Origin of the sequence: Burkholderia territorii, from assembly GCF_001718335.1 — a bacterium.
Lineage (GTDB): Bacteria > Pseudomonadota > Gammaproteobacteria > Burkholderiales > Burkholderiaceae > Burkholderia > Burkholderia territorii.
The window spans coordinates 514,538-534,608 of sequence record NZ_CP013366.1; the positions used below are offsets into that span (position 1 = coordinate 514,538).

The 20,071-nt window shown below is 67.0% G+C and carries 18 protein-coding genes; 17 read left to right on the top strand and 1 reads right to left on the bottom strand.

Annotated features, from left to right (window positions below; all coding sequences use genetic code 11):
* Nucleotides 1-282: 282 nt before the first annotated feature.
* From mraZ to lpxC, 17 genes are all read left to right on the top strand, one after another.
* Nucleotides 283-711 (top strand): division/cell wall cluster transcriptional repressor MraZ, encoded by a 429-nt coding sequence (gene mraZ / locus WS51_RS13120; RefSeq protein ID WP_006400450.1) that lies wholly within the window; start codon nt 283-285, stop codon nt 709-711.
* A gap of 23 nt (nt 712-734) precedes the next feature.
* Nucleotides 735-1,676 carry a 16S rRNA (cytosine(1402)-N(4))-methyltransferase RsmH gene (rsmH, locus tag WS51_RS13125; protein ID WP_059451886.1) on the top strand — a complete coding sequence of 314 codons (942 nt, stop codon included), beginning with the start codon at nt 735-737 and terminating at the stop codon, nt 1,674-1,676.
* On the top strand, nt 1,673-2,014 hold the full coding sequence (gene ftsL, locus WS51_RS13130; RefSeq protein ID WP_059506874.1) for a cell division protein FtsL: 342 nt from the start codon (nt 1,673-1,675) through the stop codon (nt 2,012-2,014). Before rsmH ends, ftsL begins: the two co-directional genes overlap by 4 nt.
* Entirely contained in the window at nt 2,011-3,858 is a 1,848-nt protein-coding gene (locus WS51_RS13135; RefSeq protein ID WP_059506875.1) for a peptidoglycan D,D-transpeptidase FtsI family protein, read from the top strand. Before ftsL ends, WS51_RS13135 begins: the two co-directional genes overlap by 4 nt.
* Nucleotides 3,855-5,393 (top strand): UDP-N-acetylmuramoyl-L-alanyl-D-glutamate--2,6-diaminopimelate ligase, encoded by a 1,539-nt coding sequence (locus WS51_RS13140; protein ID WP_069229292.1) that lies wholly within the window; start codon nt 3,855-3,857, stop codon nt 5,391-5,393. Before WS51_RS13135 ends, WS51_RS13140 begins: the two co-directional genes overlap by 4 nt.
* Nucleotides 5,390-6,796, top strand: a complete 1,407-nt coding sequence (locus WS51_RS13145) for a UDP-N-acetylmuramoyl-tripeptide--D-alanyl-D-alanine ligase (protein WP_069229293.1) — start codon at nt 5,390-5,392, stop codon at nt 6,794-6,796. Before WS51_RS13140 ends, WS51_RS13145 begins: the two co-directional genes overlap by 4 nt.
* A 16-nt stretch (nt 6,797-6,812) precedes the next feature.
* Nucleotides 6,813-7,982 (top strand): phospho-N-acetylmuramoyl-pentapeptide-transferase, encoded by a 1,170-nt coding sequence (gene mraY / locus WS51_RS13150; protein WP_059451891.1) that lies wholly within the window; start codon nt 6,813-6,815, stop codon nt 7,980-7,982.
* Between the two features lie 28 nt (nt 7,983-8,010).
* Complete coding sequence (gene murD, locus WS51_RS13155; protein ID WP_069229294.1) at nt 8,011-9,522, top strand: UDP-N-acetylmuramoyl-L-alanine--D-glutamate ligase; 1,512 nt, start codon at nt 8,011-8,013, stop codon at nt 9,520-9,522.
* Nucleotides 9,519-10,802, top strand: coding sequence for a putative lipid II flippase FtsW (gene ftsW / locus WS51_RS13160; protein ID WP_069229295.1), 1,284 nt, complete (start codon nt 9,519-9,521; stop codon nt 10,800-10,802). The genes murD and ftsW overlap by 4 nt, the downstream gene beginning before the upstream one ends.
* Nucleotides 10,799-11,902 carry an undecaprenyldiphospho-muramoylpentapeptide beta-N-acetylglucosaminyltransferase gene (gene murG / locus WS51_RS13165; RefSeq protein ID WP_069229296.1) on the top strand — a complete coding sequence of 368 codons (1,104 nt, stop codon included), beginning with the start codon at nt 10,799-10,801 and terminating at the stop codon, nt 11,900-11,902. The genes ftsW and murG overlap by 4 nt, the downstream gene beginning before the upstream one ends.
* Nucleotides 11,899-13,296 (top strand): UDP-N-acetylmuramate--L-alanine ligase, encoded by a 1,398-nt coding sequence (murC, locus tag WS51_RS13170; protein ID WP_059465314.1) that lies wholly within the window; start codon nt 11,899-11,901, stop codon nt 13,294-13,296. Before murG ends, murC begins: the two co-directional genes overlap by 4 nt.
* Before the next feature lies 1 nt (nt 13,297).
* On the top strand, nt 13,298-14,239 hold the full coding sequence (locus tag WS51_RS13175) for a D-alanine--D-alanine ligase (protein WP_059870156.1): 942 nt from the start codon (nt 13,298-13,300) through the stop codon (nt 14,237-14,239).
* Nucleotides 14,240-14,258: 19 nt separating this feature from the next.
* Complete coding sequence (locus WS51_RS13180; protein ID WP_059465315.1) at nt 14,259-15,011, top strand: cell division protein FtsQ/DivIB; 753 nt, start codon at nt 14,259-14,261, stop codon at nt 15,009-15,011.
* Between the two features lie 26 nt (nt 15,012-15,037).
* The gene (gene ftsA / locus WS51_RS13185; RefSeq protein WP_006752447.1) at nt 15,038-16,270 is read left to right on the top strand and encodes a cell division protein FtsA; all 1,233 of its coding nucleotides are present in this window, start codon (nt 15,038-15,040) and stop codon (nt 16,268-16,270) included.
* A 111-nt stretch (nt 16,271-16,381) separates the two neighbouring features.
* Nucleotides 16,382-17,578 (top strand): cell division protein FtsZ, encoded by a 1,197-nt coding sequence (ftsZ, locus tag WS51_RS13190; RefSeq protein ID WP_011883181.1) that lies wholly within the window; start codon nt 16,382-16,384, stop codon nt 17,576-17,578.
* A gap of 197 nt (nt 17,579-17,775) precedes the next feature.
* Nucleotides 17,776-18,282 carry a peroxiredoxin gene (locus WS51_RS13195; RefSeq protein WP_059451898.1) on the top strand — a complete coding sequence of 169 codons (507 nt, stop codon included), beginning with the start codon at nt 17,776-17,778 and terminating at the stop codon, nt 18,280-18,282.
* A gap of 240 nt (nt 18,283-18,522) precedes the next feature.
* On the top strand, nt 18,523-19,440 hold the full coding sequence (lpxC, locus tag WS51_RS13200) for a UDP-3-O-acyl-N-acetylglucosamine deacetylase (protein WP_059506998.1): 918 nt from the start codon (nt 18,523-18,525) through the stop codon (nt 19,438-19,440).
* Between the two features lie 79 nt (nt 19,441-19,519).
* On the opposite strand, the gene WS51_RS13205 is transcribed toward lpxC, so the two are convergent.
* Entirely contained in the window at nt 19,520-19,999 is a 480-nt protein-coding gene (locus WS51_RS13205) for a DciA family protein (RefSeq protein ID WP_059452032.1), read from the bottom strand.
* Nucleotides 20,000-20,071: the final 72 nt, after the last annotated feature.

Below are 20,071 nucleotides of genomic sequence, written 5' to 3' on the forward strand. Positions count from 1 at the left end.
CTGGCCCGTCTTTCTCACGTATCACCTTCACAAGTTGCACTAGCTCATTCATTTATAACGGTTTTTGGTATGAGGGGCCGCATGAGCATGCGCGCGTAAGTCCTTGTTCTAACTAACAAAATTCGTCAAAAATCCGGGCCGCTCCCTTGACCGTGCCAAACCCTTCCACTAAAGTGGGAGACAGTGTGAGAAAGTGTATTTTTGTGTGATTTGGCGGGCTATTCGGGCTAAATTCTCGAGCATTGAGCGGGTGCTTCGGTGCCCTGAACGGGAGAGCGGAACGTGTTCCAAGGGGCGTCGGCGCTGACGCTCGATGCGAAAGGGCGGATGTCGGTGCCGGCTCGCTATCGCGAAGCGCTGCAAGGACAGGCAGAAGGACGGGTGACTGTGACCAAGCACCCGGACGGCTGCCTGTTGCTGTTTCCGCGCCCCGAATGGGAAGTGTTCCGCGCCAAGATCGCCGCACTGCCGATGGACGCTCATTGGTGGCGGCGAATTTTTCTCGGCAATGCGATGGACGTCGATCTCGACAGCGCAGGCCGGATTCTCGTATCGCCCGAGCTGCGAATGGCGGCCGGACTGGAAAAGGAAGTCATGTTGTTGGGAATGGGTAGTCACTTCGAGCTGTGGGATTCGCAGACCTACATCGCGAAGGAGCAGGCAGCGATGGCGCAGGGCATGCCCGACGCGCTGAAGAATTTCACGTTCTGATTGCGGTGACGGAGACGCCCGCGATGGGAAACGAATTGCAGCATCGGACCGTGCTGTTGGACGAAGCGGTCGATTCGCTCGTGACGCGGCCGGACGGCATTTATGTCGACGGCACGTTCGGGCGCGGCGGCCATAGCCGCGCGGTGCTCGCGCGGCTGGCGCCGGCCGGCCGGCTGATCGCGTTCGACAAGGATCCGAGGGCGATCGAGACGGCGCAGCGCATCGAGGATGCGCGCTTCTCGATCGTGCATGACAGCTTTGCATCGATGCGCGACGCGCTTGCGGCGCGCGGTGTCGAGAAGGTGTCGGGGGTGTTGCTGGACCTGGGCGTGTCCTCGCCGCAGGTGGACGATCCGGCGCGCGGCTTCAGCTTTCGCGCCGATGGCCCGCTGGACATGCGTATGGATCCGACGCGCGGCGAGTCGGCGGCCGAGTGGCTCGCTCGGGCTTCGGTGCAGGAATTGACGGAGGTGATACGGGATTATGGGGAAGAACGGTTTGCTTTTCAGATTGCAAAGGCGCTTGTTGCTCGCCGGGCAGAGTCCGACCGTCTTGGGCCTCTCGACACCACGGGCGAGCTTGCCCAAATCGTGGGTAACGTCGTCAAAACCCGTGAGAAGGGCAAGGATCCGGCAACCCGCACCTTTCAGGCTATACGGATTCACGTCAATCAAGAGCTTGCGGACCTGCAAGTCGTACTAGACGCGGCATTGTCGTTGCTGGAGCAAGGGGGGCGGCTGGTGGTCATCAGCTTTCATTCACTCGAGGACCGGATCGTCAAGCGATTCATGCAGGCGCACGCGAGTGCGCCTGCGGTCGATCGTCGCCTGCCGATCCGCGCCGTCGACCTCCCGAGCCCGCCGCTCAAGATCATCAGCCGCCAGTTCCCGAGCGACGCGGAAGTCGCCGCGAACCCGCGCGCCCGGTCGGCCGTGATGCGCATCGCGGAGCGCGTCACGCCATGAGCCGCTTCAACATCTTCCTGCTGATCATCGTGATGGGCTGCGCACTGTCGGTCGTCAACTCGACGAACCAGCAGCGCCAGATCTTCATCCAGCTGCAGCGCGCGCAGTCGCAGGAGCGTCAGCTCCAGCAGGACTACGCGCAGCTTCAATATCAGCAGAGCGCGCTGTCGAAGACGTCGCGCATCGAGCAGCTCGCGAACGATTCGCTGAAGATGCAGCCGATCACGACCGGTCGCACCCAGTACCTGACGCTGCCGCCGGGCGCCGCGAAGGCGATCGATGCGCCGATTCCCGCGTCGGCCGACACGGCCACGAAGGGCCGCGGAGGCGCGCGATGAAGCCGTCGCAAAAGCGCCAGGACGTGAAGTTCTCGTCGAGCCCCGTGCTCGGCGTGCACCTGCCGATGTGGCGCTCGAAACTCGTCGTGTTCCTGCTGTTCATGGCGTTCGTCGCGCTCGCCGCGCGGGCGTTCTGGATCCAGGGGCCCGGCAACGCCTTCTATCAGAAGCAGGGCGAGAGCCGCTACCAGCGCACGATCGAGCTGCCGGCCACGCGCGGCAAGATCCTCGACCGTAACGGGCTCGTGCTCGCGACGAGCCTGCCCGTGCGCGCGATCTGGGCGATTCCCGACGCGGTGCCCGACGATCTCGGCGCGGACAAGATCAATCAGCTCGGCAAGCTCCTTGGCATGACGCCGAAGGAGCTGCGCGTGAAGCTGTCGGAAGACAAGGGCTTCGTCTACGTCAAGCGCCAGGTGCCCATCGACGTGGCGGACAAGGTCGCCGCGCTCGACATTCCCGGCATCTATCAGCGCAACGAATACAAGCGCTTCTATCCGGAAGGCGAGATCACCGCTCACCTGATCGGCTTCACGAACGTCGAGGACGAAGGCCAGGAAGGCGTCGAGCTCGGCGACCAGAAGCTGCTGTCCGGCACGTCCGGCGTGCGCCGCGTGATCAAGGACCGGATGGGGCACATCGTCGAGGACGTCGCCGAGCAGATTCCGCCGCACAACGGGACCGACGTCGACCTGTCGATCGACAGCAAGATCCAGTACATCGCGTATGCGAACCTGAAGGCCGCCGTCGAGAAGTTCAAGGCGAAGGCCGGCGCGGCGATGGTCGTCGACGTGCGTACCGGCGAGGTGCTGGCGCTCGTCAACTACCCGACGTACAACCCGAACGATCGTTCGCGCATGACGGGCGAGCAGTTGCGCAACCGGATCATGACCGACGTGTTCGAGCCGGGCTCGATCATGAAGCCGTTTACCGTGTCGCTCGCGCTCGACCTGCACCGCGTGACGCCGAACACGCTCGTCGAGACGGGCAACGGGCACTTCGTGCTCGACGGCGCACCGATCACCGACGATGCGGGTTTCGGCACGCTGACGGTCGGCGGCGTGATCCAGAAGTCGAGCAACATCGGCGCGACGAAGATCGCGATGACGATGCGGCCCGAGGAAATGTGGAATATGTATACGAGCATCGGCCTCGGTCAGGCGCCGAAGGTCGGGTTTCCCGGCGCGGTGGCCGGCCGCCTGCGTCCGTGGAAGAGCTGGCGTCGCATCGAGCAGGCGACGATGTCGTACGGCTACGGCCTGTCGGTGTCGCTGTTCCAGCTGGCGCGCGCATACACGGCGATCGCGCATGACGGCGAGCTGATGCCGGTGACCATTTTCAAGACCGACCCCAACCAGCCGGTCGTGGGCACGCAGGTGTTCAACCCGACCACTGCGCGCGAGGTGCGTGCGATGCTCGAAACGGTGGTGGCGCCGGGCGGCACGTCGCCCGATGCGGCCGTGCCCGGTTATCGCGTCGGCGGCAAGAGCGGCACCGCTTACAAGCACGAAGGCCACGGCTACACGCGCAAGTACCGCGCGTCGTTCGTCGGCATGGCGCCGATGCCGAATCCGCGCATCGTCGTTGCCGTGTCGGTCGACGAACCGACCGCCGGCAGCCACTTCGGCGGCCAGGTGTCCGGCCCCGTATTCTCGGCGATCGCGGGCGATACGATGCGCGCGCTGAACGTGCCGCCGAACATGCCGATCAAGCAGCTCGTCGTGTCCGACGACGCACCCGGCGCGCCCGCCGGGACGGGCCCGCAAAAGCTCGCCGCGGGCAGCGGTGCGAAGCATATGATCGTATCCAGCACGACACGTAATTCACCAGGAGTTGTTCGATGAGCGCCGCTCGCAGTTCCCATCCGGCGCATCAGCAGATCGCGGCCGCGCTTGCGTGGCTGCGCCAGCATGTGGCCCCCGCGGCGCAACTGCATGCCGACACGCGCAGCCTGCAGGCGGGCGACGCATTCCTCGGCTATGCAGTCGACGGGGCAGACAATCGCGCCTTCATTTCCGATGCCGTCGCGCGCGGCGCGGCCGCCGTGCTGTATCAGCCGGAGGGCCTCGAAGCCGCACCGGCGGCGCCCGTCGCGCTCGCGGTGCCGGCGCTCGACCAGCTGGCCGGCGAGATCGCCAGCGGCTGGTACGGCGACCCGAGCGACGGCCTGCTCGTCGTCGGCGTGACCGGCACCAACGGCAAGACGTCCTGCACGCACTGGATCGCAGCCGCGCTGACGGCGCTGCACCAGCCGTGCGCGCTGATCGGCACGCTCGGCAGCGGCATGCCGGGGCAACTCGTGCCGACCGGCTTCACGACGCCGGACGCGCCGCAGCTGCAGCGCAGTCTCGCGCAGTTGCACGACGCAGGCGCGAAGGCCGTCGCGATGGAGGTGTCGTCGCACGCGTTGCATCAGGGCCGCGTGAACGGCACGGCATTCGACATTGCCGTCTTCACCAACCTCACGCAGGATCACCTCGACTATCACGGCACGTTCGACGCGTACGAAGCCGCGAAGTCGAAGCTGTTCGCGTGGCGCGGGCTGCGCGCTGCGGTCGTCAATCGCGACGACGCAGCCGGCCGCCGCCTGCTCGAGAAGCTTGGCGGCCGTGTGCGCACGATCGCCTACGGTATCGGCGACGCGCAAGCAGCCGACGCCGATCGCGAGCTGGTCGCGCTCGACGTGCGCGCGACCGCCACGGGCACGGCTTTCCGCCTGCGCTCGTCGTGGGGCGAAGCGGACGTCGAAGTCGGCACGCTCGGCACGTTCAACGTCAGCAACCTGCTCGCGGTGCTCGGCTCGCTGCTCGCGGCCGACGTGCCGTTCGACGCGGCCGTCGCGGAGATCGCGCGGCTCGAGTCCGTCAACGGGCGCATGCAGCGCCTTGGCGGCCGGCTGCAGAACGACGAACCTCTGGTCGTGATCGACTACGCGCACACGCCCGATGCGCTCGACAAGACGCTCGACGCGTTGCGCCCGATCGCGGCGGCGCGCGGCGGGCGGCTCATCTGCATGTTCGGCTGCGGCGGCGATCGCGATGCGACGAAGCGTCCGCTGATGGGCGCGATCGCCGAGCGGCTCGCCGACGAAGTCGTCGTCACGAGCGACAATCCGCGCAGCGAGGATCCGCAGCGCATCATCGACCAGGTCATCGCGGGGATGACCGCGCCCGATCGCGCACGCCGCATCGAGGATCGCGCGAGCGCGATCCTGCAAGCCGTGCGCGGCGCCGCCCGCGAGGATGTCGTCGTGCTGGCCGGCAAGGGTCACGAGGCGACGCAGGAAATCATGGGCAAGAAGCGCACGTTCTCCGATCAGGATCACGCGCGGCTCGCGCTTGCGGCACGCGCGACGCACGGCAAGGGAGGCGGCGAATGACGATGCTCAGTCTCGGCGAAGCCGCGCGCCTGATTGCCGGTGCCTCCGTGCACGGCGATCCGGACACCACGTTCGAGCGCGTGTCCACCGACAGCCGCACGGTCGGCCCGGGCGACCTGTTCGTCGCGCTGAAAGGCGAGCGCTTCGACGCGCACGACTTCCTCGGCGACGTGGCCGCGCGAGGTGCAGCCGCGGCGCTCGTCGCGCACGCGCCGGCGGGCCTTGCAATGCCGGTCATCGAGGGCGGGGAAACGCGCGCGGCGCTCGGCGCGCTCGCGCATGGCTGGCGCAAGCGCTTCGCGGTGCCGCTCGTCGCGGTGACGGGCAGCAACGGGAAGACGACCGTCAAGGAAATGATCGCGTCGATCCTTGCGGCGGCCGTCGGCGCCGACGCGCGGCTGGCGACGGCCGGCAACCTGAACAACGACATCGGCGTGCCGTTGACGCTGCTGCGCCTGTCGGGCGCGCATCGCGTCGCGGTGATTGAGCTCGGAATGAATCACCCGGGCGAGACCGAAGTGCTCGCGCGCCTCGCGGCGCCGACCGTCGCGCTCGTCAACAATGCGCAGCGCGAACACCAGGAGTTCATGGCGACGGTCGAGGCGGTCGCGCTCGAACATGCGGCCGTGATCCACGCGCTGACGCCGGACGGCGTCGCGGTGTTTCCGGCCGACGATGCGTACGCCGGAATCTGGCGTGTCGCGGCGACCGGCAACCGGATTCTCGATTTCGCGCTGCACGACGCCGAACGGCAGGTCGAGGCGCAGGTCACGGGCCGCTTGCACGGCGGCGAGCTTGCGATCGACACGCCGTCGGGCCCGGTGACGGTACGCCTGCGCGCGCTCGGCGATCACAACGCACGCAACGCGTTGGCGGCAACGGCCGCGGCGCTCGCGGCCGGTATCGAGCTGGCTGCGATCAAGCAGGGCCTCGAATCGTTCGAGCCGGTCAAGGGCCGTTTGCAGGTCCGGCAGGCGGACGTCGGCAGCCTCGCGGGCGCAACGGTCGTCGACGACACCTACAACGCGAACCCCGATTCGATGCGCGCGGCGATCGACGTGCTGGCCGCGCAACCGGCGCCGCGGGTGCTGGTGATCGGCGACATGGGCGAGGTCGGCGACGAAGGCCCGGCGTTTCACCGCGAGATCGGCGCGTATGCGCGCGAGCGCGGCATCGATGCGCTGTTCGCGCTCGGCGATGCGTCGCGCGATGCCTGCACCGCGTATGGCGACACGGCCCGGCATTTCGACGACGTCGGCGCGCTGGTGACGGCACTGCTCGCGGCGGGCTACGGCGCGCGCGCGACGGTGCTCGTGAAGGGTTCGCGGTACATGAAGATGGAGCGCGTGGTCGACGCGCTGACGAAACAATCCGCGGCGGGCACGGTGCCCGCTGCACACTGAGTAGAAGGAAGGAAGCATGCTGCTGGCGCTGGCGCAATGGCTGCAAGGAGACGCAAGCTTTTTGCGCTTGTTCACGTACCTGACGTTCCGTGCGGTGATGGCTACCATCACCGCGCTCGGGATCGGGCTCGTGTGCGGACCGTGGGTGATCCGCAAGCTGACGCAAATGAAGGTCGGGCAGGCCGTGCGCAAGGACGGCCCGCAGAGCCATCTCGTCAAGTCCGGCACGCCGACGATGGGCGGCGTGCTGATCCTGATCGGTATCGCGGTCGCGACGCTGCTGTGGGGCGACCTGACGAACCGTTTCATCTGGATCGTGATGCTCGTGACGTTCGGCTTCGGCGTGATCGGCTGGGTCGACGACTACCGCAAGGTCGTCTACAAGGACCCGCGCGGGATGTCGTCGCGCGAAAAGTATTTCTGGCAGTCGGTGATCGGGCTGTTCGCGGCGGTCTACCTCGCATTCAGCGTGTCCGAGGCGAACAACGTGCGCGTGTTCGACCTGTTCATGGCCTGGGTGAGGAGCGGCCTGTCGATGGGGCTGCCCGCGCGGGCCGACCTGATGTTGCCGTTCCTGAAGTCGATCAGCTACCCGCTGGGCGTCTGGGGCTTCATCGTGCTGACGTACTTCGTCATCGTCGGCGCGAGCAACGCGGTCAACCTGACCGACGGCCTCGACGGTCTCGTGATCATGCCGGTCGTGCTGGTCGGCGCGTCGCTCGGCGTGTTCGCGTACGTGATGGGCAGCTCGGTGTATTCGAAATACCTGCTGTTTCCGCACATTCCGGGCGCCGGGGAGCTGCTGATCTTCTGTTCCGCGATGGGCGGGGCAGGGCTCGCGTTCCTCTGGTACAACACGCACCCCGCGCAGGTGTTCATGGGCGACGTCGGCGCGCTGGCGCTCGGCGGCGCGCTCGGCACGGTCGCGGTGATCGTGCGCCAGGAAATCGTGCTGTTCATCATGGGCGGCATCTTCGTCGCGGAAACGCTGTCGGTGATGCTGCAGGTGTCGTGGTTCAAGTACACGAAGAAGCGTTACGGCGAAGGGCGGCGCCTGCTGAAGATGGCGCCGCTGCATCACCATTTCGAATTGTCCGGCTGGAAGGAAACGCAGGTGGTGGTGCGTTTCTGGATCATCACGCTGATGCTGTGCCTGTTCGGTCTGTCCACCCTCAAGTTGCGGTAAAGGAAAGGTAACAAGGATGTCTGGCGAGATGTTTGGAGATCGGCAGCGGCCGATGGTGCTCGTACTGGGGCTCGGGGAATCGGGTCTCGCGATCGCGCGATGGTGCGCGAGGCACGGGTGCCGGCTGCGTATTGCCGATACCCGCGAGGCGCCGCCGAACCTTGCCGCGCTGCAGGCCGAAGGCATCGATGCGGAGTTCGTCGGCGGGCCGTTCACGCCTGCGCTGCTCGACGGCGGCGTCGAGATCGTCGGGCTGAGCCCCGGCCTGTCGCCGCTCGAGCCGGCGCTCGCCGCGTTGATCGCGGCCGCGAACGAGCGCGCGATCGCGGTGTGGGGCGAACTGGAATTCTTCGCGCAGGCGCTGCGCGCGCTCGGCACGAGCGGCTATCAGCCGAAGGTGCTCGCGATCACCGGCACCAACGGCAAGACCACGACGACGAGCCTCACGGGCCTGCTGTGCCAGCGTTCGGGCAAGAAGGTGGCCGTCGCGGGCAACATCAGCCCGGCGATGCTCGACCGGCTTGCGGCCGCGATCGACGATACGGCGCTGCCCGACGTCTGGGTGCTCGAGCTGTCGAGCTTCCAGCTCGAAACCGTGCGCACGTTCGCGCCGGACGCCGCTGCGATCCTCAACATCACGCAGGATCACCTCGACTGGCACGGCAGCTTCGACGCGTACGCGGCGGCGAAGGGCCGGATTTTCGGTGCGACGACGACGCGCGTGCTCAATCGCGACGATGCGGCCGTGATGAAGTTCGCGCCGGCCGCCGGCGCCGCCGATGCGCCGCGCACCGTCACGTTCGGCCTGAATGAGCCGGTGCATGACGGCGACTACGGCCTGTCGCGCGACAACGGCATCGCATGGCTCGTCGAAGCCGTCGACCGCGATGCGCCGGACGAGACCACGACGAGCCGTCGGCGCAAGCGCGACGGCGCGCATACGCCCGACATCGCGCAGAAGCGCCTGATGCCGGCCGACGCGCTGCGCATCCGCGGGCTGCACAACGCGGCGAACGCGCTGGCCGCGTTCGCGCTGGCACGCGCGATCGACCTGCCGGCCGCGCCGCTGCTGCATGCGCTGCGCGAATACCGCGGCGAAGCGCATCGCGTCGAAGTGATCGCGACGATCGACGACGTGGACTACGTCGACGACAGCAAGGGAACGAACGTCGGCGCGACGGTGGCCGCGCTCGACGGGCTCGCGCAGAAGATCGTGCTGATCGCCGGCGGCGACGGCAAGGGCCAGGATTTCGCGCCGCTGGTCGCGCCGGTCGCGCGCTGGTGCCGCGCGGTGATGCTGATCGGCCGCGATGCGCCCGCGCTTCGCGACACGCTCGCCGAAACCGGCGTGCCGCTTGCCGATCACGCGACGCTCGAAGCCGCGGTGCATGCGGCTGCCGGGCTTGCGGAGCCGGGCGACGCGGTGCTGCTGTCGCCCGCGTGCGCGAGCCTCGACATGTTCAGGAACTACGCCCATCGCGCGGACGTGTTCCGCGCGGCGGTGGATGAAATCGCCCTCGACAAAGGAGCGACGCCATGAGCTGGTCCGATCGCCTCGTCTCCCGTTTCAACGACCGGCACGACACCGGCGGCAATGCCGCGGGCGGCCGCGTCGCGTCGGCCACGCGCGCCGCGACCGGCGGGCTCGCGAGCGTCGTCAACGGCGTGCGGCCGAGCCGCTCGCGGATGCTCGACTTCGACTACTCGCTGCTGTGGGTGGCGATTGCGCTGCTGGGCCTCGGCGTCGTGATGGTGTATTCGGCGTCGATCGCGATGCCCGATTCGCCGAAATATGCGTCGTATCACGATTACGCGTTCCTGATGCGCCATTGCGTGTCGCTCGTCGTCGCGTTCATCGCGGCGGTGATCGCGTTCCGCGTGCCGGTGTCGACCTGGGACAAATACGCGCCGCATCTCTTCCTGATCGCGCTGGTCGGCCTCGTGATCGTGCTGATTCCGCACGTCGGCAAGGGCGTGAACGGTGCGCGCCGCTGGATTCCGCTCGGCATCACGAACATGCAGCCGTCGGAAGTCATGAAGCTCGCGGTGACGATCTACGCGGCGAACTACACGGTGCGCAAGCAGGAATACATGCAGAGCTTCGCGAAAGGCTTCCTGCCGATGGCCTGCGCGGTCGGCCTCGTCGGCGCGCTGCTGCTGCTCGAGCCGGACATGGGCGCATTCATGGTGATCGCCGCGATCGCGATGGGCGTGCTCTTCCTCGGCGGCGTGAACGGCAAGCTGTTCGGCGGCCTCGTCGCGACGGCGGTCGGCACCTTCACGATGCTCGTGTGGCTGTCGCCGTGGCGGCGCGAGCGGATCTTCGCGTATCTCGACCCGTGGGACGAACGCTACGCGCAGGGCAAGGCGTACCAGCTCACGCACTCGCTGATCGCGTTCGGCCGCGGCGAGTGGTTCGGCGTCGGCCTCGGCGGCAGCGTCGAGAAGCTGAACTACCTGCCCGAAGCGCATACCGACTTCATCCTCGCGGTGATCGGCGAGGAGCTCGGCTTCGTCGGCGTGATGGTCGTGATCCTGCTGTTCTACTGGATCGTGCGTCGCGCGTTCGAGATCGGCCGTCAGGCGCTCGCGCTCGATCGCACGTTCGCGGGCCTGATGGCCAAGGGCATCGGCATCTGGTTCGGCGCGCAGACCTTCATCAACATGGGCGTGAACCTCGGGCTGCTGCCGACCAAGGGCCTGACGCTGCCGCTCGTGAGCTACGGCGGCTCGGGCATTCTGCTGAACTGTGTCGCGCTCGCGGTGCTGCTGCGGGTCGACTATGAAAATCGCGTATTGATGCGCGGAGGGAAGGTATGACCGCGTCGCGACGCACGCTGATGGTGATGGCAGGCGGCACCGGGGGCCACGTGTTCCCGGGGCTCGCGGTCGCGCACCGGATGGAAGCGGCGGGCTGGCGCGTCGTATGGCTCGGCAATCCGGCCGGGATGGAGGCGACGCTCGTGCCGAAGCACGGCATTCCGATGGAATACGTGCGCTTCGGCGGGCTGCGCGGCAAGGGCCTGAAGACCAAGCTGACGCTGCCGTTCAACCTGCTGCGCGCATGCTGGCAGAGCCTCGGCGCGCTGCGCCGCGTGCGGCCGGACGTCGTGCTCGGGATGGGCGGCTACATCACGTTCCCGGCGGGCGTGATGACCGCGCTGTCGGGCCGCCCGCTCGTGCTGCACGAACAGAATTCGATCGCCGGTCTGGCGAACAAGGTGCTCGCGAAATTCGCGAAGCGCGTGCTCGTCGCGTTCCCCGGCGCACTGCCGCACGCGGAATGGACGGGCAACCCGATCCGCGCGGAACTTGCGCGCACGGAAACGCCCAAAGCACGCTATGCATCGCGCAGCGGCCCGCTGAACGTGCTGGTCGTCGGCGGCAGTCTCGGCGCCGCCGCGCTGAATGAAGTCGTGCCGCGCGCGCTGGCGCTGCTGGCGCCGGGCGAGCGCCCGCGCATCGTGCACCAGGCCGGCGCGAGGCACATCGACGCGCTGAAGGCGAATTACGAAGCAGCGGGATTCACCGGCGGCGACGACGTGCGGCTCGTGCCGTTCATCGACGACATGGCGAGCGCGTACGCGGCGGCCGATCTCGTGATCTGCCGCTCCGGCGCGATGACGGTATCGGAGATCGCGGCGGTGGGCGTGGCCGCGCTGTTCGTGCCGTTCCCGTACGCGGTCGACGACCACCAGACGACCAACGCCGCGTTCCTCGCCGATGCGGGCGCGGCGGTGCTGGTGCAACAACGCGACCTGTCGGCGGAACTGCTTGCCGACTGGCTGCGCGGCCAGACGCGGGCGTCGCTCGCGGACATGGCGGAGCGTTCGCGCTCGCTGGCGAAGCCCGAGGCCACCGACGAAGTCGCGCGCGTCTGCGCGAAGGTGGCCGGCGCGAACCTGGAACAACTGCAATGAAACACATCGTCAAACACATTCATTTCGTCGGGATCGGCGGCGCGGGCATGAGCGGCATCGCCGAAGTGCTCGTGAACCTCGGCTACGAGGTCAGCGGCTCCGACCTGTCGCGCAACGCGGTGACCGACCGCCTCGCGGCCCTCGGCGCGCGGATCGCGATCGGCCACGACGCGGCGAACATCGAGGGCGCAAACGCGGTCGTCGTGTCGACGGCCGTGCGCTCGGACAACCCCGAGGTGCTGGCCGCGCGCCACCAGCGCGTGCCGATCGTGCAGCGCGCGGTGATGCTCGCGGAGCTGATGCGCCTGAAGCAGGGCATCGCGATCGCCGGCACGCACGGCAAGACCACGACGACGAGCCTCGTCGCGAGCGTGCTCGCGGCGGGCGGGCTGGATCCGACCTTCGTGATCGGCGGCCGGCTGATCAGCGCCGGCGCGAACGCGCGGCTCGGCACGGGCGACTTCATCGTCGCCGAGGCCGACGAGTCGGACGCGTCGTTCCTGAACCTGTATCCGGTGATCGAAGTCATCACGAACATCGACGCCGATCACATGGACACCTACGGCCACGATTTCGCGCGACTCAAGCAGGCGTTCATCGAATTCACGCAGCGCCTGCCGTTCTACGGCAGCGCGGTCGTGTGCGTCGACGATCCGAACGTGCGGCAGATCATTCCGTTCATCTCGAAGCCGGTCGTGCGCTACGGGCTGTCGCCGGACGCGCAGGTGCGCGCCGAAGACATCGACGCGCGCGACGGCCGCATGCATTTCACGGTGATCCGCGAAGGCCGTGCGCCGCTCGCGGTCGTGCTGAACCTGCCCGGTCTGCACAACGTGCAGAACGCGCTCGCGGCGATCGCGATCGCGACCGATCTCGGCGTGGCCGACGACGCGATCCAGCTCGCGCTGGCGGAATTCAACGGCGTCGGCCGGCGTTTCCAGCGCTACGGCGAGGTGCCGACCGCGGACGGCGGCCAGTACACGCTGATCGACGACTACGGCCACCACCCGGTCGAGATGGCCGCGACGATCGCGGCCGCGCGCGGGGCATTCCCGGGCCGCCGGCTCGTGCTGGCATTCCAGCCGCACCGCTACACGCGCACGCGCGACTGTTTCGACGATTTCGTCAACGTGCTGTCGACGGTCGACGCGCTGGTGCTGACGGAAGTCTATGCCGCGGGCGAAGCGGCGATCGCGACGGCCAACGGCGACGCGCTGTCGCGGGCGCTGCGCGCGGTGGGCAAGGTCGATCCGGTGTTCGTCGCCACGGTCGACGACGTGCCGGACGCACTGGCCAGGGTCGCGCAGAACGGCGACGTGGTGATCACGATGGGTGCGGGTTCGATCGGCGGCGTGCCGGCGAAGCTCGTGCAACACACACAACAGAAGGCATGACATGAGCGGGATCGATCCGAAACGTTTCGGCAAGGTGGCGGTGTTGTTCGGCGGCGAATCGGCCGAGCGCGAGGTGTCGCTCACCTCGGGCCGTCTCGTGCTGCAGGGCCTGCGTGACGCGGGCGTCGACGCGCATCCGTTCGACCCGGCCGAGCGGCCGCTGTCGGCGCTGAAGGACGAAGGCTTCGTGCGCGCGTTCAACGCGCTGCACGGCGGCTACGGCGAGAACGGCCAGATCCAGGGCGCGCTCGATTTCTACGGGATCCGCTACACGGGAAGCGGCGTGCTCGGCTCGGCGCTCGGCCTCGACAAGTTCCGCACGAAGCTCGTGTGGCAGCAGACGGGCGTGCCGACGCCGCCGTTCGAGACGGTGATGCGCGGCGACGACTACGCGGCGCGCGCGACCGAAATCGTCGCGAAGCTGGGCCTGCCGCTGTTCGTGAAGCCGGCGAGCGAAGGCTCGAGCGTCGCGGTGCTGAAGGTGAAGACGGCCGACGCGTTGCCCGCCGCACTGTCGGAAGCCGCGACGCACGACAAGATCGTGATCGTCGAGAAGAGCATCGAAGGTGGCGGCGAATACACCGCGTGCATCGCCGGCGATCTCGACCTGCCGCTGATCAAGATCGTGCCGGCCGGCGAGTTCTACGACTACCACGCGAAGTATGTCGCCGACGACACGCAATACCTGATTCCGTGCGGACTGCCGGCCGACAAGGAAGCGGAACTGAAGCGCATCGCACGTCGTGCGTTCGACGTGCTCGGCTGCACCGACTGGGGCCGCGCGGATTTCATGCTCGACGCCGCCGGCAACGCGTATTTCCTGGAAGTGAACACGGCCCCCGGGATGACCGACCACTCGCTGCCGCCGAAGGCCGCGCGCTCGATCGGCATCAGCTATTCGGAGCTGGTCGTGAAGGTGCTGTCGCTTACGCTCAACGACTGACGCAGGAACGGAACGACGTATGTGGAACAACGTTCGCCAACTCAACCTTGCCGCCAGCGCGCTGTACGCGCTGTTGCTGCTCGTGTTGGCGGCGGCCGGCTGCTACTGGCTGATCCAGCGTCCGACGTTCGCGCTGCGCGAAATCCGGATCGACGGCGACACCGAGCACATCAACACGCCGACGGTGCGTGCGGGTGTGGTCGGCCGGCTGAAGGGCAATTTCTTCACGGTCGATCTCGACGCGGCGCGTGCCGCGTTCGAGCAGATGCCGTGGGTGCGTCACGCGAGCGTGCGCCGGGTGTGGCCGAATGCGCTGGCTGTCACGCTCGAGGAGTACAAACCGCTCGGGACCTGGGGCAGCGCGCAACTGGTGAGCGTCGACGGCGAGCTGTTCACCGCGAACCAGGGCGAACTGGATCAGGAACTGCCGGCGTTCGACGGCCCGGAGGGCAGTGCGAAGGAAGTCGTCACGCGGTATCGCGACTTCACGAACTGGTTTGCGCCGCTGAAGGCGGCGCCGGAAGAAGTGACGCTGTCGGCGCGCTACGCGTGGACGGTGAAGCTGTCGAACGGCATGCAGGTCGAACTGGGCAAGGAGCGCACCAGCGAGACCCTGCATGACCGGAGCCAGCGCCTCGTCGCCGCGTGGCCGGCCGTCACGGAGCGTTGGGGCAACGACATCGAGTACGCGGACCTGCGTTATCCGAACGGATTCGCGATTCGTGCGGCAGGCATGCGGTTCCTGACCGATACCGACAAGCGCAAGAAGTAACGAGAGATCACACGCAAGAGCACTTTATGAGCAAAGACTACAAGGATCTGCTGGTTTCCCTCGACATCGGCACGTCGAAGGTGGTGGCCATTGTCGCCGAGCTGAAGGGCGAAGGCCATTACGAGGTGATCGGCCTCGGCCAGAGCGAATCGAAAGGTCTGAAGAAGGGCGTGGTGGTCAACATCGAGGCCACCGTGCAGTCGATCCAGCGCGCGCTCGAGGAAGCCGAGCTGATGGCCGACTGCAAGATCACCAACGTGTTCACGGGGATTGCCGGCAGCCACATCCGCAGCTTCAACTCGAGCGGGATGGTCGCGATCAAGGACAAGGAAGTCACGCAGACGGACGTCGCGCGCGTGATCGAGACCGCGAAGGCGATCAACATCCCGACCGACCAGCAGGTGCTGCACATCCTCACGCAGGAATTCATCATCGACGGCCAGGAAGACGTGCGCGAGCCGATCGGGATGAGCGGCATCCGGCTGGAAGTGAAGGTGCACATCGTGACGGGCGCGGTCAGTGCCGCGCAGAACATCGTCAAGTGCGTGCGCCGCTGCGGGCTGGAAGTGAACGACCTGATCCTGCAGCCGCTCGCGTCGTCGCTGGCCGTGCTGACGGAAGACGAGAAGGATCTCGGTGTGGTGCTGGTCGACATCGGCGGCGGCACGACGGACATCGCGATCTTCGCCGAAGGCGCGATCCGCCACACGGCAGTGATTCCGATCGCCGGCGACCAGATCACGAGCGACATCGCGATGGCGCTGCGCACGCCGACGCCGGACGCGGAAGACATCAAGGTCGGCTACGGGATCGCGAAGCAGGCGCTCGCCGATCCGGACGAGATGGTCGAAGTGCCGGGTCTCGGCGAACGCGGCCCGCGCACGCTGTCGCGTCAGGCGCTCGCGGCCGTGATCGAGCCGCGCGTCGAGGAACTGTTCTCGCTGGTGCAGCAGGTCGTGCGCGAGTCGGGTTACGAAGAACTGCTGAGTTCCGGCGTGGTCATTACCGGCGGGGCTTCGATGATGCCGGGCATGGTCGAGCTCGGCGAAGACATTTTCCTGAAACCGGTGCGCATCGGCGCGCCGGAATACGCAGGCGGCCTGGCCGACGTGGTGCGCAACCCGCGCTACTCGACGGCGATGGGCCTGCTCGTCGAAGGCAGCGCTCAGCGCATGCGCGGCCGCAAGGTCGCCGTGCAGTCCGGCAACGCGGGGCAGATCTTCTCGCGGATGAAGGAATGGTTCCTGAGCAACTTCTGACGAACCGAATCGAAATTCGCGCCGGTGCCGGCGGCTGGCGCGCGACAGGAGGTTGCCCGATCTCCTGCCGAATAACGGCCGAGTAGTTTTATTTTCTTGACGGAGGCAACAATGGAATTCGAAATGCTGGAAACCGAAACCAACGGCACCATCATCAAGGTGGTCGGCGTTGGCGGCGCTGGCGGCAATGCCGTTCAGCACATGATCAACCGTGGCGTGCAGGGCGTCGACTTCATCGTGATGAACACCGACGCACAGGCGCTGTCGCGCGCGCGTGCGCCGTCCGTGATCCAGCTCGGCAACACCGGCCTCGGCGCCGGCGCGAAGCCTGAAATGGGCAAGGCGGCGGCGGAAGAGGCGCGCGAGCGCATCGCCGACGCACTGCGTGGCGCGCACATGGTGTTCATCACGGCCGGCATGGGCGGCGGCACGGGCACAGGCGCGGCGCCGGTGGTCGCGCAGATCGCGAAGGAGATGGGCATCCTGACGGTCGGTGTCGTCAGCAAGCCGTTCGAATTCGAAGGCGGCAAGCGCATGCGCGTCGCGGAAGCAGGCTCGCAGCAACTGGAGGATCACGTCGACTCGCTGATCGTCGTCCTGAACGACAAGCTGTTCGACGTGATGGGCGATGACGCCGAGATGGACAAGTGCTTCCAGTGCGCGGACGACGTGTTGAACAACGCGGTGGCGGGTATCGCCGAAATCATCAATGTCGATGGCCTCGTGAACGTCGACTTCGAAGACGTGAAGACGGTGATGGGCGAGCAGGGCAAGGCGATGATGGGCACGGCGACGGTCGCCGGCGTCGATCGCGCGCGCCTCGCGGCGGAACAGGCCGTGGCGAGCCCGCTGCTCGAAGGCGTCGATCTGTCGGGCGCGCGCGGCGTGCTGGTCAACATCACGTCGAGCCGTTCGCTGCGCCTGTCGGAAACGCGCGAAGTGATGAACACGATCAAGAGCTACGCAGCGGAAGACGCAACGGTGATCTTCGGTGCGGTGTACGACGACGCAATGGGCGATGCACTGCGCGTGACGGTCGTGGCGACGGGTCTGGGCCGCGCGGCGAAGAAGCAGCAATCGGCTCCGATGACGCTGCTGCGCACGGGCACCGACAACCAGCCGGTCAGCGCGGTCTCGCATGGCTATGCACAGCCGCAACACGTCAGCACGGCCGACTACGGCGCGCTCGATACGCCGGCGGTGTGGCGCAACTCGCGCGAAACCGCGGCCTCGCACGTGCAGGCGCTGCAGGAGAAGGGTGTCGACACGTACGACATCCCGGCTTTCCTGCGCAAGCAGGCCGACTGACGACGCACACAGGCGAAGCCGCGGCGCGATCGACGAGATTGCCGCGGTAACGCCGGCGTGACGGATGCCACGAACCACGACAGGCCGCGTCGGATGCGACGCCGGGCCGGGAAACGTGCCCTCTTCGCATCAGCGAAGCGGGATGGGACGTGCTGTCCGCAATACGCCGAAAACCGTATCGCTATGAGGGACCAGCCATGATTCAAGTGGGCGACGCGCTGCCCGACGCGCAACTGTTCGAGTTCATCGACGACGCGCGCGAAGGCTGCACGCTGGGGCCGAATGCCTTCAGCGTGCGCGACCAGGTTGCGGGAAAGCGGGTGGTGATCTTCGGATTGCCGGGCGCTTTCACGCCGACCTGTTCGGCGCAGCATGTGCCGGGCTATGTCGAGCACGCCGCGCAACTGCGCTCGGCGGGCATCGACGAGCTCTGGTGCGTGTCCGTCAACGACGCATTCGTGATGGGCGCATGGGGACGTGATCTGCACACCGCGGGCAAGGTGCGCATGATGGCGGACGGCAGCGCTGCTTTCACTCATGCGCTGGGGCTGACGCAGGATTTGTCCGCGCGTGGCATGGGAATCCGTTCCCTGCGCTACGCGATGGTGGTCGACGACGGTGTGGTCAAGACGCTGGCCGTCGAAGCGCCGGGCAAGTTCGAAGTGAGCGATGCGGCGAGTGTGCTCGCGACGTTGACGTCCTGATCGTGCGGTGCGCCGTTGCCTGCCGGCAACGCTGCTCACCGGCCTCAGGGCAGTTGTAACACGGGCCGATGACCGGAAACGCCTCCGTTCCGGGCATCGGCCCGTCCCGTATCCGCGCGGGTAAACAGTCGAAACAGATTGATACGCAGTTTCAAACAGCGTTGAATAGGGAATTACGCTATAATCTCGCCTATCGAATATAACTCCTGATTGATATTCTCAATCAAGTTGAAGAACATCATGCTGAAGCAGCGCACCATCAAATCGATCGTGAAGACCGTGGGCATCGGTCTGCACTCGGGCCGCAAGGTCGAACTGACGCTCCGCCCGGCCGCGCCGGGCACGGGAATCGTTTTCTCGCGCGTCGACCTGCCCACGCCCGTCGACATTCCGGCATCCGCGATGTCGATCGGCGACACGCGGCTCGCATCGGTGCTGCAGAAGGATGGTGCGCGCGTGTCGACGGTCGAGCACCTGATGTCGGCGTGCGCCGGCCTCGGCATCGACAACCTCTATGTCGACGTGACGGCCGAGGAAATCCCGATCATGGACGGCAGCGCCGCGTCCTTCGTGTTCCTGATCCAGTCCGCGGGCATCGAGGAGCAGAACGCGCCCAAGCGCTTCATCAAGGTGAAGAAGCCGGTCGAAATCCGCGACGGCGACAAGTTCGCGCGTCTCGATCCGTATTTCGGCTTCAAGCTGAAGTTCACGATCGACTTCCGTCATCCGGCCGTCGACAAGACCGGCCAGGAACTCGAGGTCGACTTCGCGAATACGTCGTACGTGCGTGAGATCGCGCGTGCGCGCACGTTCGGTTTCGCCCATGAAGTCGAAATGATGCGCGAGCTGGGCCTCGCGCGCGGCGGCAGCATGGACAACGCGATCGTCCTCGACGAATACCGGATCCTGAACAACGACGGGCTGCGCTACGACGACGAATTCGTGAAGCACAAGATGCTCGACGCGATCGGCGACCTCTACGTGGTCGGCCATCCGCTGCTGGCGTCGTACACCGCATACAAGTCGGGGCACGGGCTGAACAACGCGCTGCTGCGCGAACTGCTCGCGCACGAAGATGCATACGAGATCGTCACGTTCGACGATCCGCAAGCCGCGCCGAGCGGCTTCGCGTTCGATACGCAGACGGCGTTCGCCTGACCGGCGGTCAGCCTTGCGATAAAAAAAGCGACCTTCGGGTCGCTTTTTTGTTGGGGGCGCCTGCGCGTCGGCGCGGCGTTCAGCGCGAAGACTTCGCACCGTGCCGCGCGGCCATTCGCGCGAGTGCGGCCTGCAGCGGCGACGGCTCGAGGTGATCGGCGAGGTCGCGCAACGCGGCGGCGCCCACGCTCGTCATGCGCGCCTGCTTCACGTGCGGCGGCTCCGGCGCATCCTTCGGCCGCACGCGCACGCGCAGCGCCGAGACCGGCCAGCCGCGCTTCTGGAGATCGGCGAGCAGGCGCGGCTCGACCTGCCGCAGGCGGGCGGCGAGCGCATTGTGCGCGGCAAAGAGGGTCAGGGTGCCGTCCTTGATCGAGCCCGGTTCGACATGATTTGCAAGGTAGTCGGGCAGGAGGGCGGCGAGGTCGCGCTGCAGCGACGCCACTTGTTCGACGCCGGCGCGCAGCGCCGCGAACGCGTCCGTGCGGTTGAGCACTTCGGACACGGGTTGCGGGCGATACGCGGGGAGCGGGCCGAAACGCTTGGAAAATCGGTTCATCGAGGCATTCTTCGGGCGCGCACGCGCGCGGACGTTGCGCCGATTGTACCCGCGCCGGCTCGCGCAGGGGCG

What these genes read in the sequence shown, in the direction of transcription:
- rsmH (WP_059451886.1), top strand. Translation starts at nt 735, where the DNA reads ATGGGAAACGAATTGCAGCATCGGACCGTGCTGTTGGACGAAGCGGTC.
- ftsL (WP_059506874.1), top strand. Translation starts at nt 1,673, where the DNA reads ATGAGCCGCTTCAACATCTTCCTGCTGATCATCGTGATGGGCTGCGCA.
- WS51_RS13135 (WP_059506875.1), top strand. Translation starts at nt 2,011, where the DNA reads ATGAAGCCGTCGCAAAAGCGCCAGGACGTGAAGTTCTCGTCGAGCCCC.
- WS51_RS13140 (WP_069229292.1), top strand. Translation starts at nt 3,855, where the DNA reads ATGAGCGCCGCTCGCAGTTCCCATCCGGCGCATCAGCAGATCGCGGCC.
- WS51_RS13145 (WP_069229293.1), top strand. Translation starts at nt 5,390, where the DNA reads ATGACGATGCTCAGTCTCGGCGAAGCCGCGCGCCTGATTGCCGGTGCC.
- mraY (WP_059451891.1), top strand. Translation starts at nt 6,813, where the DNA reads ATGCTGCTGGCGCTGGCGCAATGGCTGCAAGGAGACGCAAGCTTTTTG.
- murD (WP_069229294.1), top strand. Translation starts at nt 8,011, where the DNA reads ATGTTTGGAGATCGGCAGCGGCCGATGGTGCTCGTACTGGGGCTCGGG.
- ftsW (WP_069229295.1), top strand. Translation starts at nt 9,519, where the DNA reads ATGAGCTGGTCCGATCGCCTCGTCTCCCGTTTCAACGACCGGCACGAC.
- murG (WP_069229296.1), top strand. Translation starts at nt 10,799, where the DNA reads ATGACCGCGTCGCGACGCACGCTGATGGTGATGGCAGGCGGCACCGGG.
- murC (WP_059465314.1), top strand. Translation starts at nt 11,899, where the DNA reads ATGAAACACATCGTCAAACACATTCATTTCGTCGGGATCGGCGGCGCG.
- WS51_RS13175 (WP_059870156.1), top strand. Translation starts at nt 13,298, where the DNA reads ATGAGCGGGATCGATCCGAAACGTTTCGGCAAGGTGGCGGTGTTGTTC.
- WS51_RS13180 (WP_059465315.1), top strand. Translation starts at nt 14,259, where the DNA reads ATGTGGAACAACGTTCGCCAACTCAACCTTGCCGCCAGCGCGCTGTAC.
- ftsA (WP_006752447.1), top strand. Translation starts at nt 15,038, where the DNA reads ATGAGCAAAGACTACAAGGATCTGCTGGTTTCCCTCGACATCGGCACG.
- ftsZ (WP_011883181.1), top strand. Translation starts at nt 16,382, where the DNA reads ATGGAATTCGAAATGCTGGAAACCGAAACCAACGGCACCATCATCAAG.
- WS51_RS13195 (WP_059451898.1), top strand. Translation starts at nt 17,776, where the DNA reads ATGATTCAAGTGGGCGACGCGCTGCCCGACGCGCAACTGTTCGAGTTC.
- lpxC (WP_059506998.1), top strand. Translation starts at nt 18,523, where the DNA reads ATGCTGAAGCAGCGCACCATCAAATCGATCGTGAAGACCGTGGGCATC.
- WS51_RS13205 (WP_059452032.1), bottom strand. Translation starts at nt 19,999, where the DNA reads ATGAACCGATTTTCCAAGCGTTTCGGCCCGCTCCCCGCGTATCGCCCG.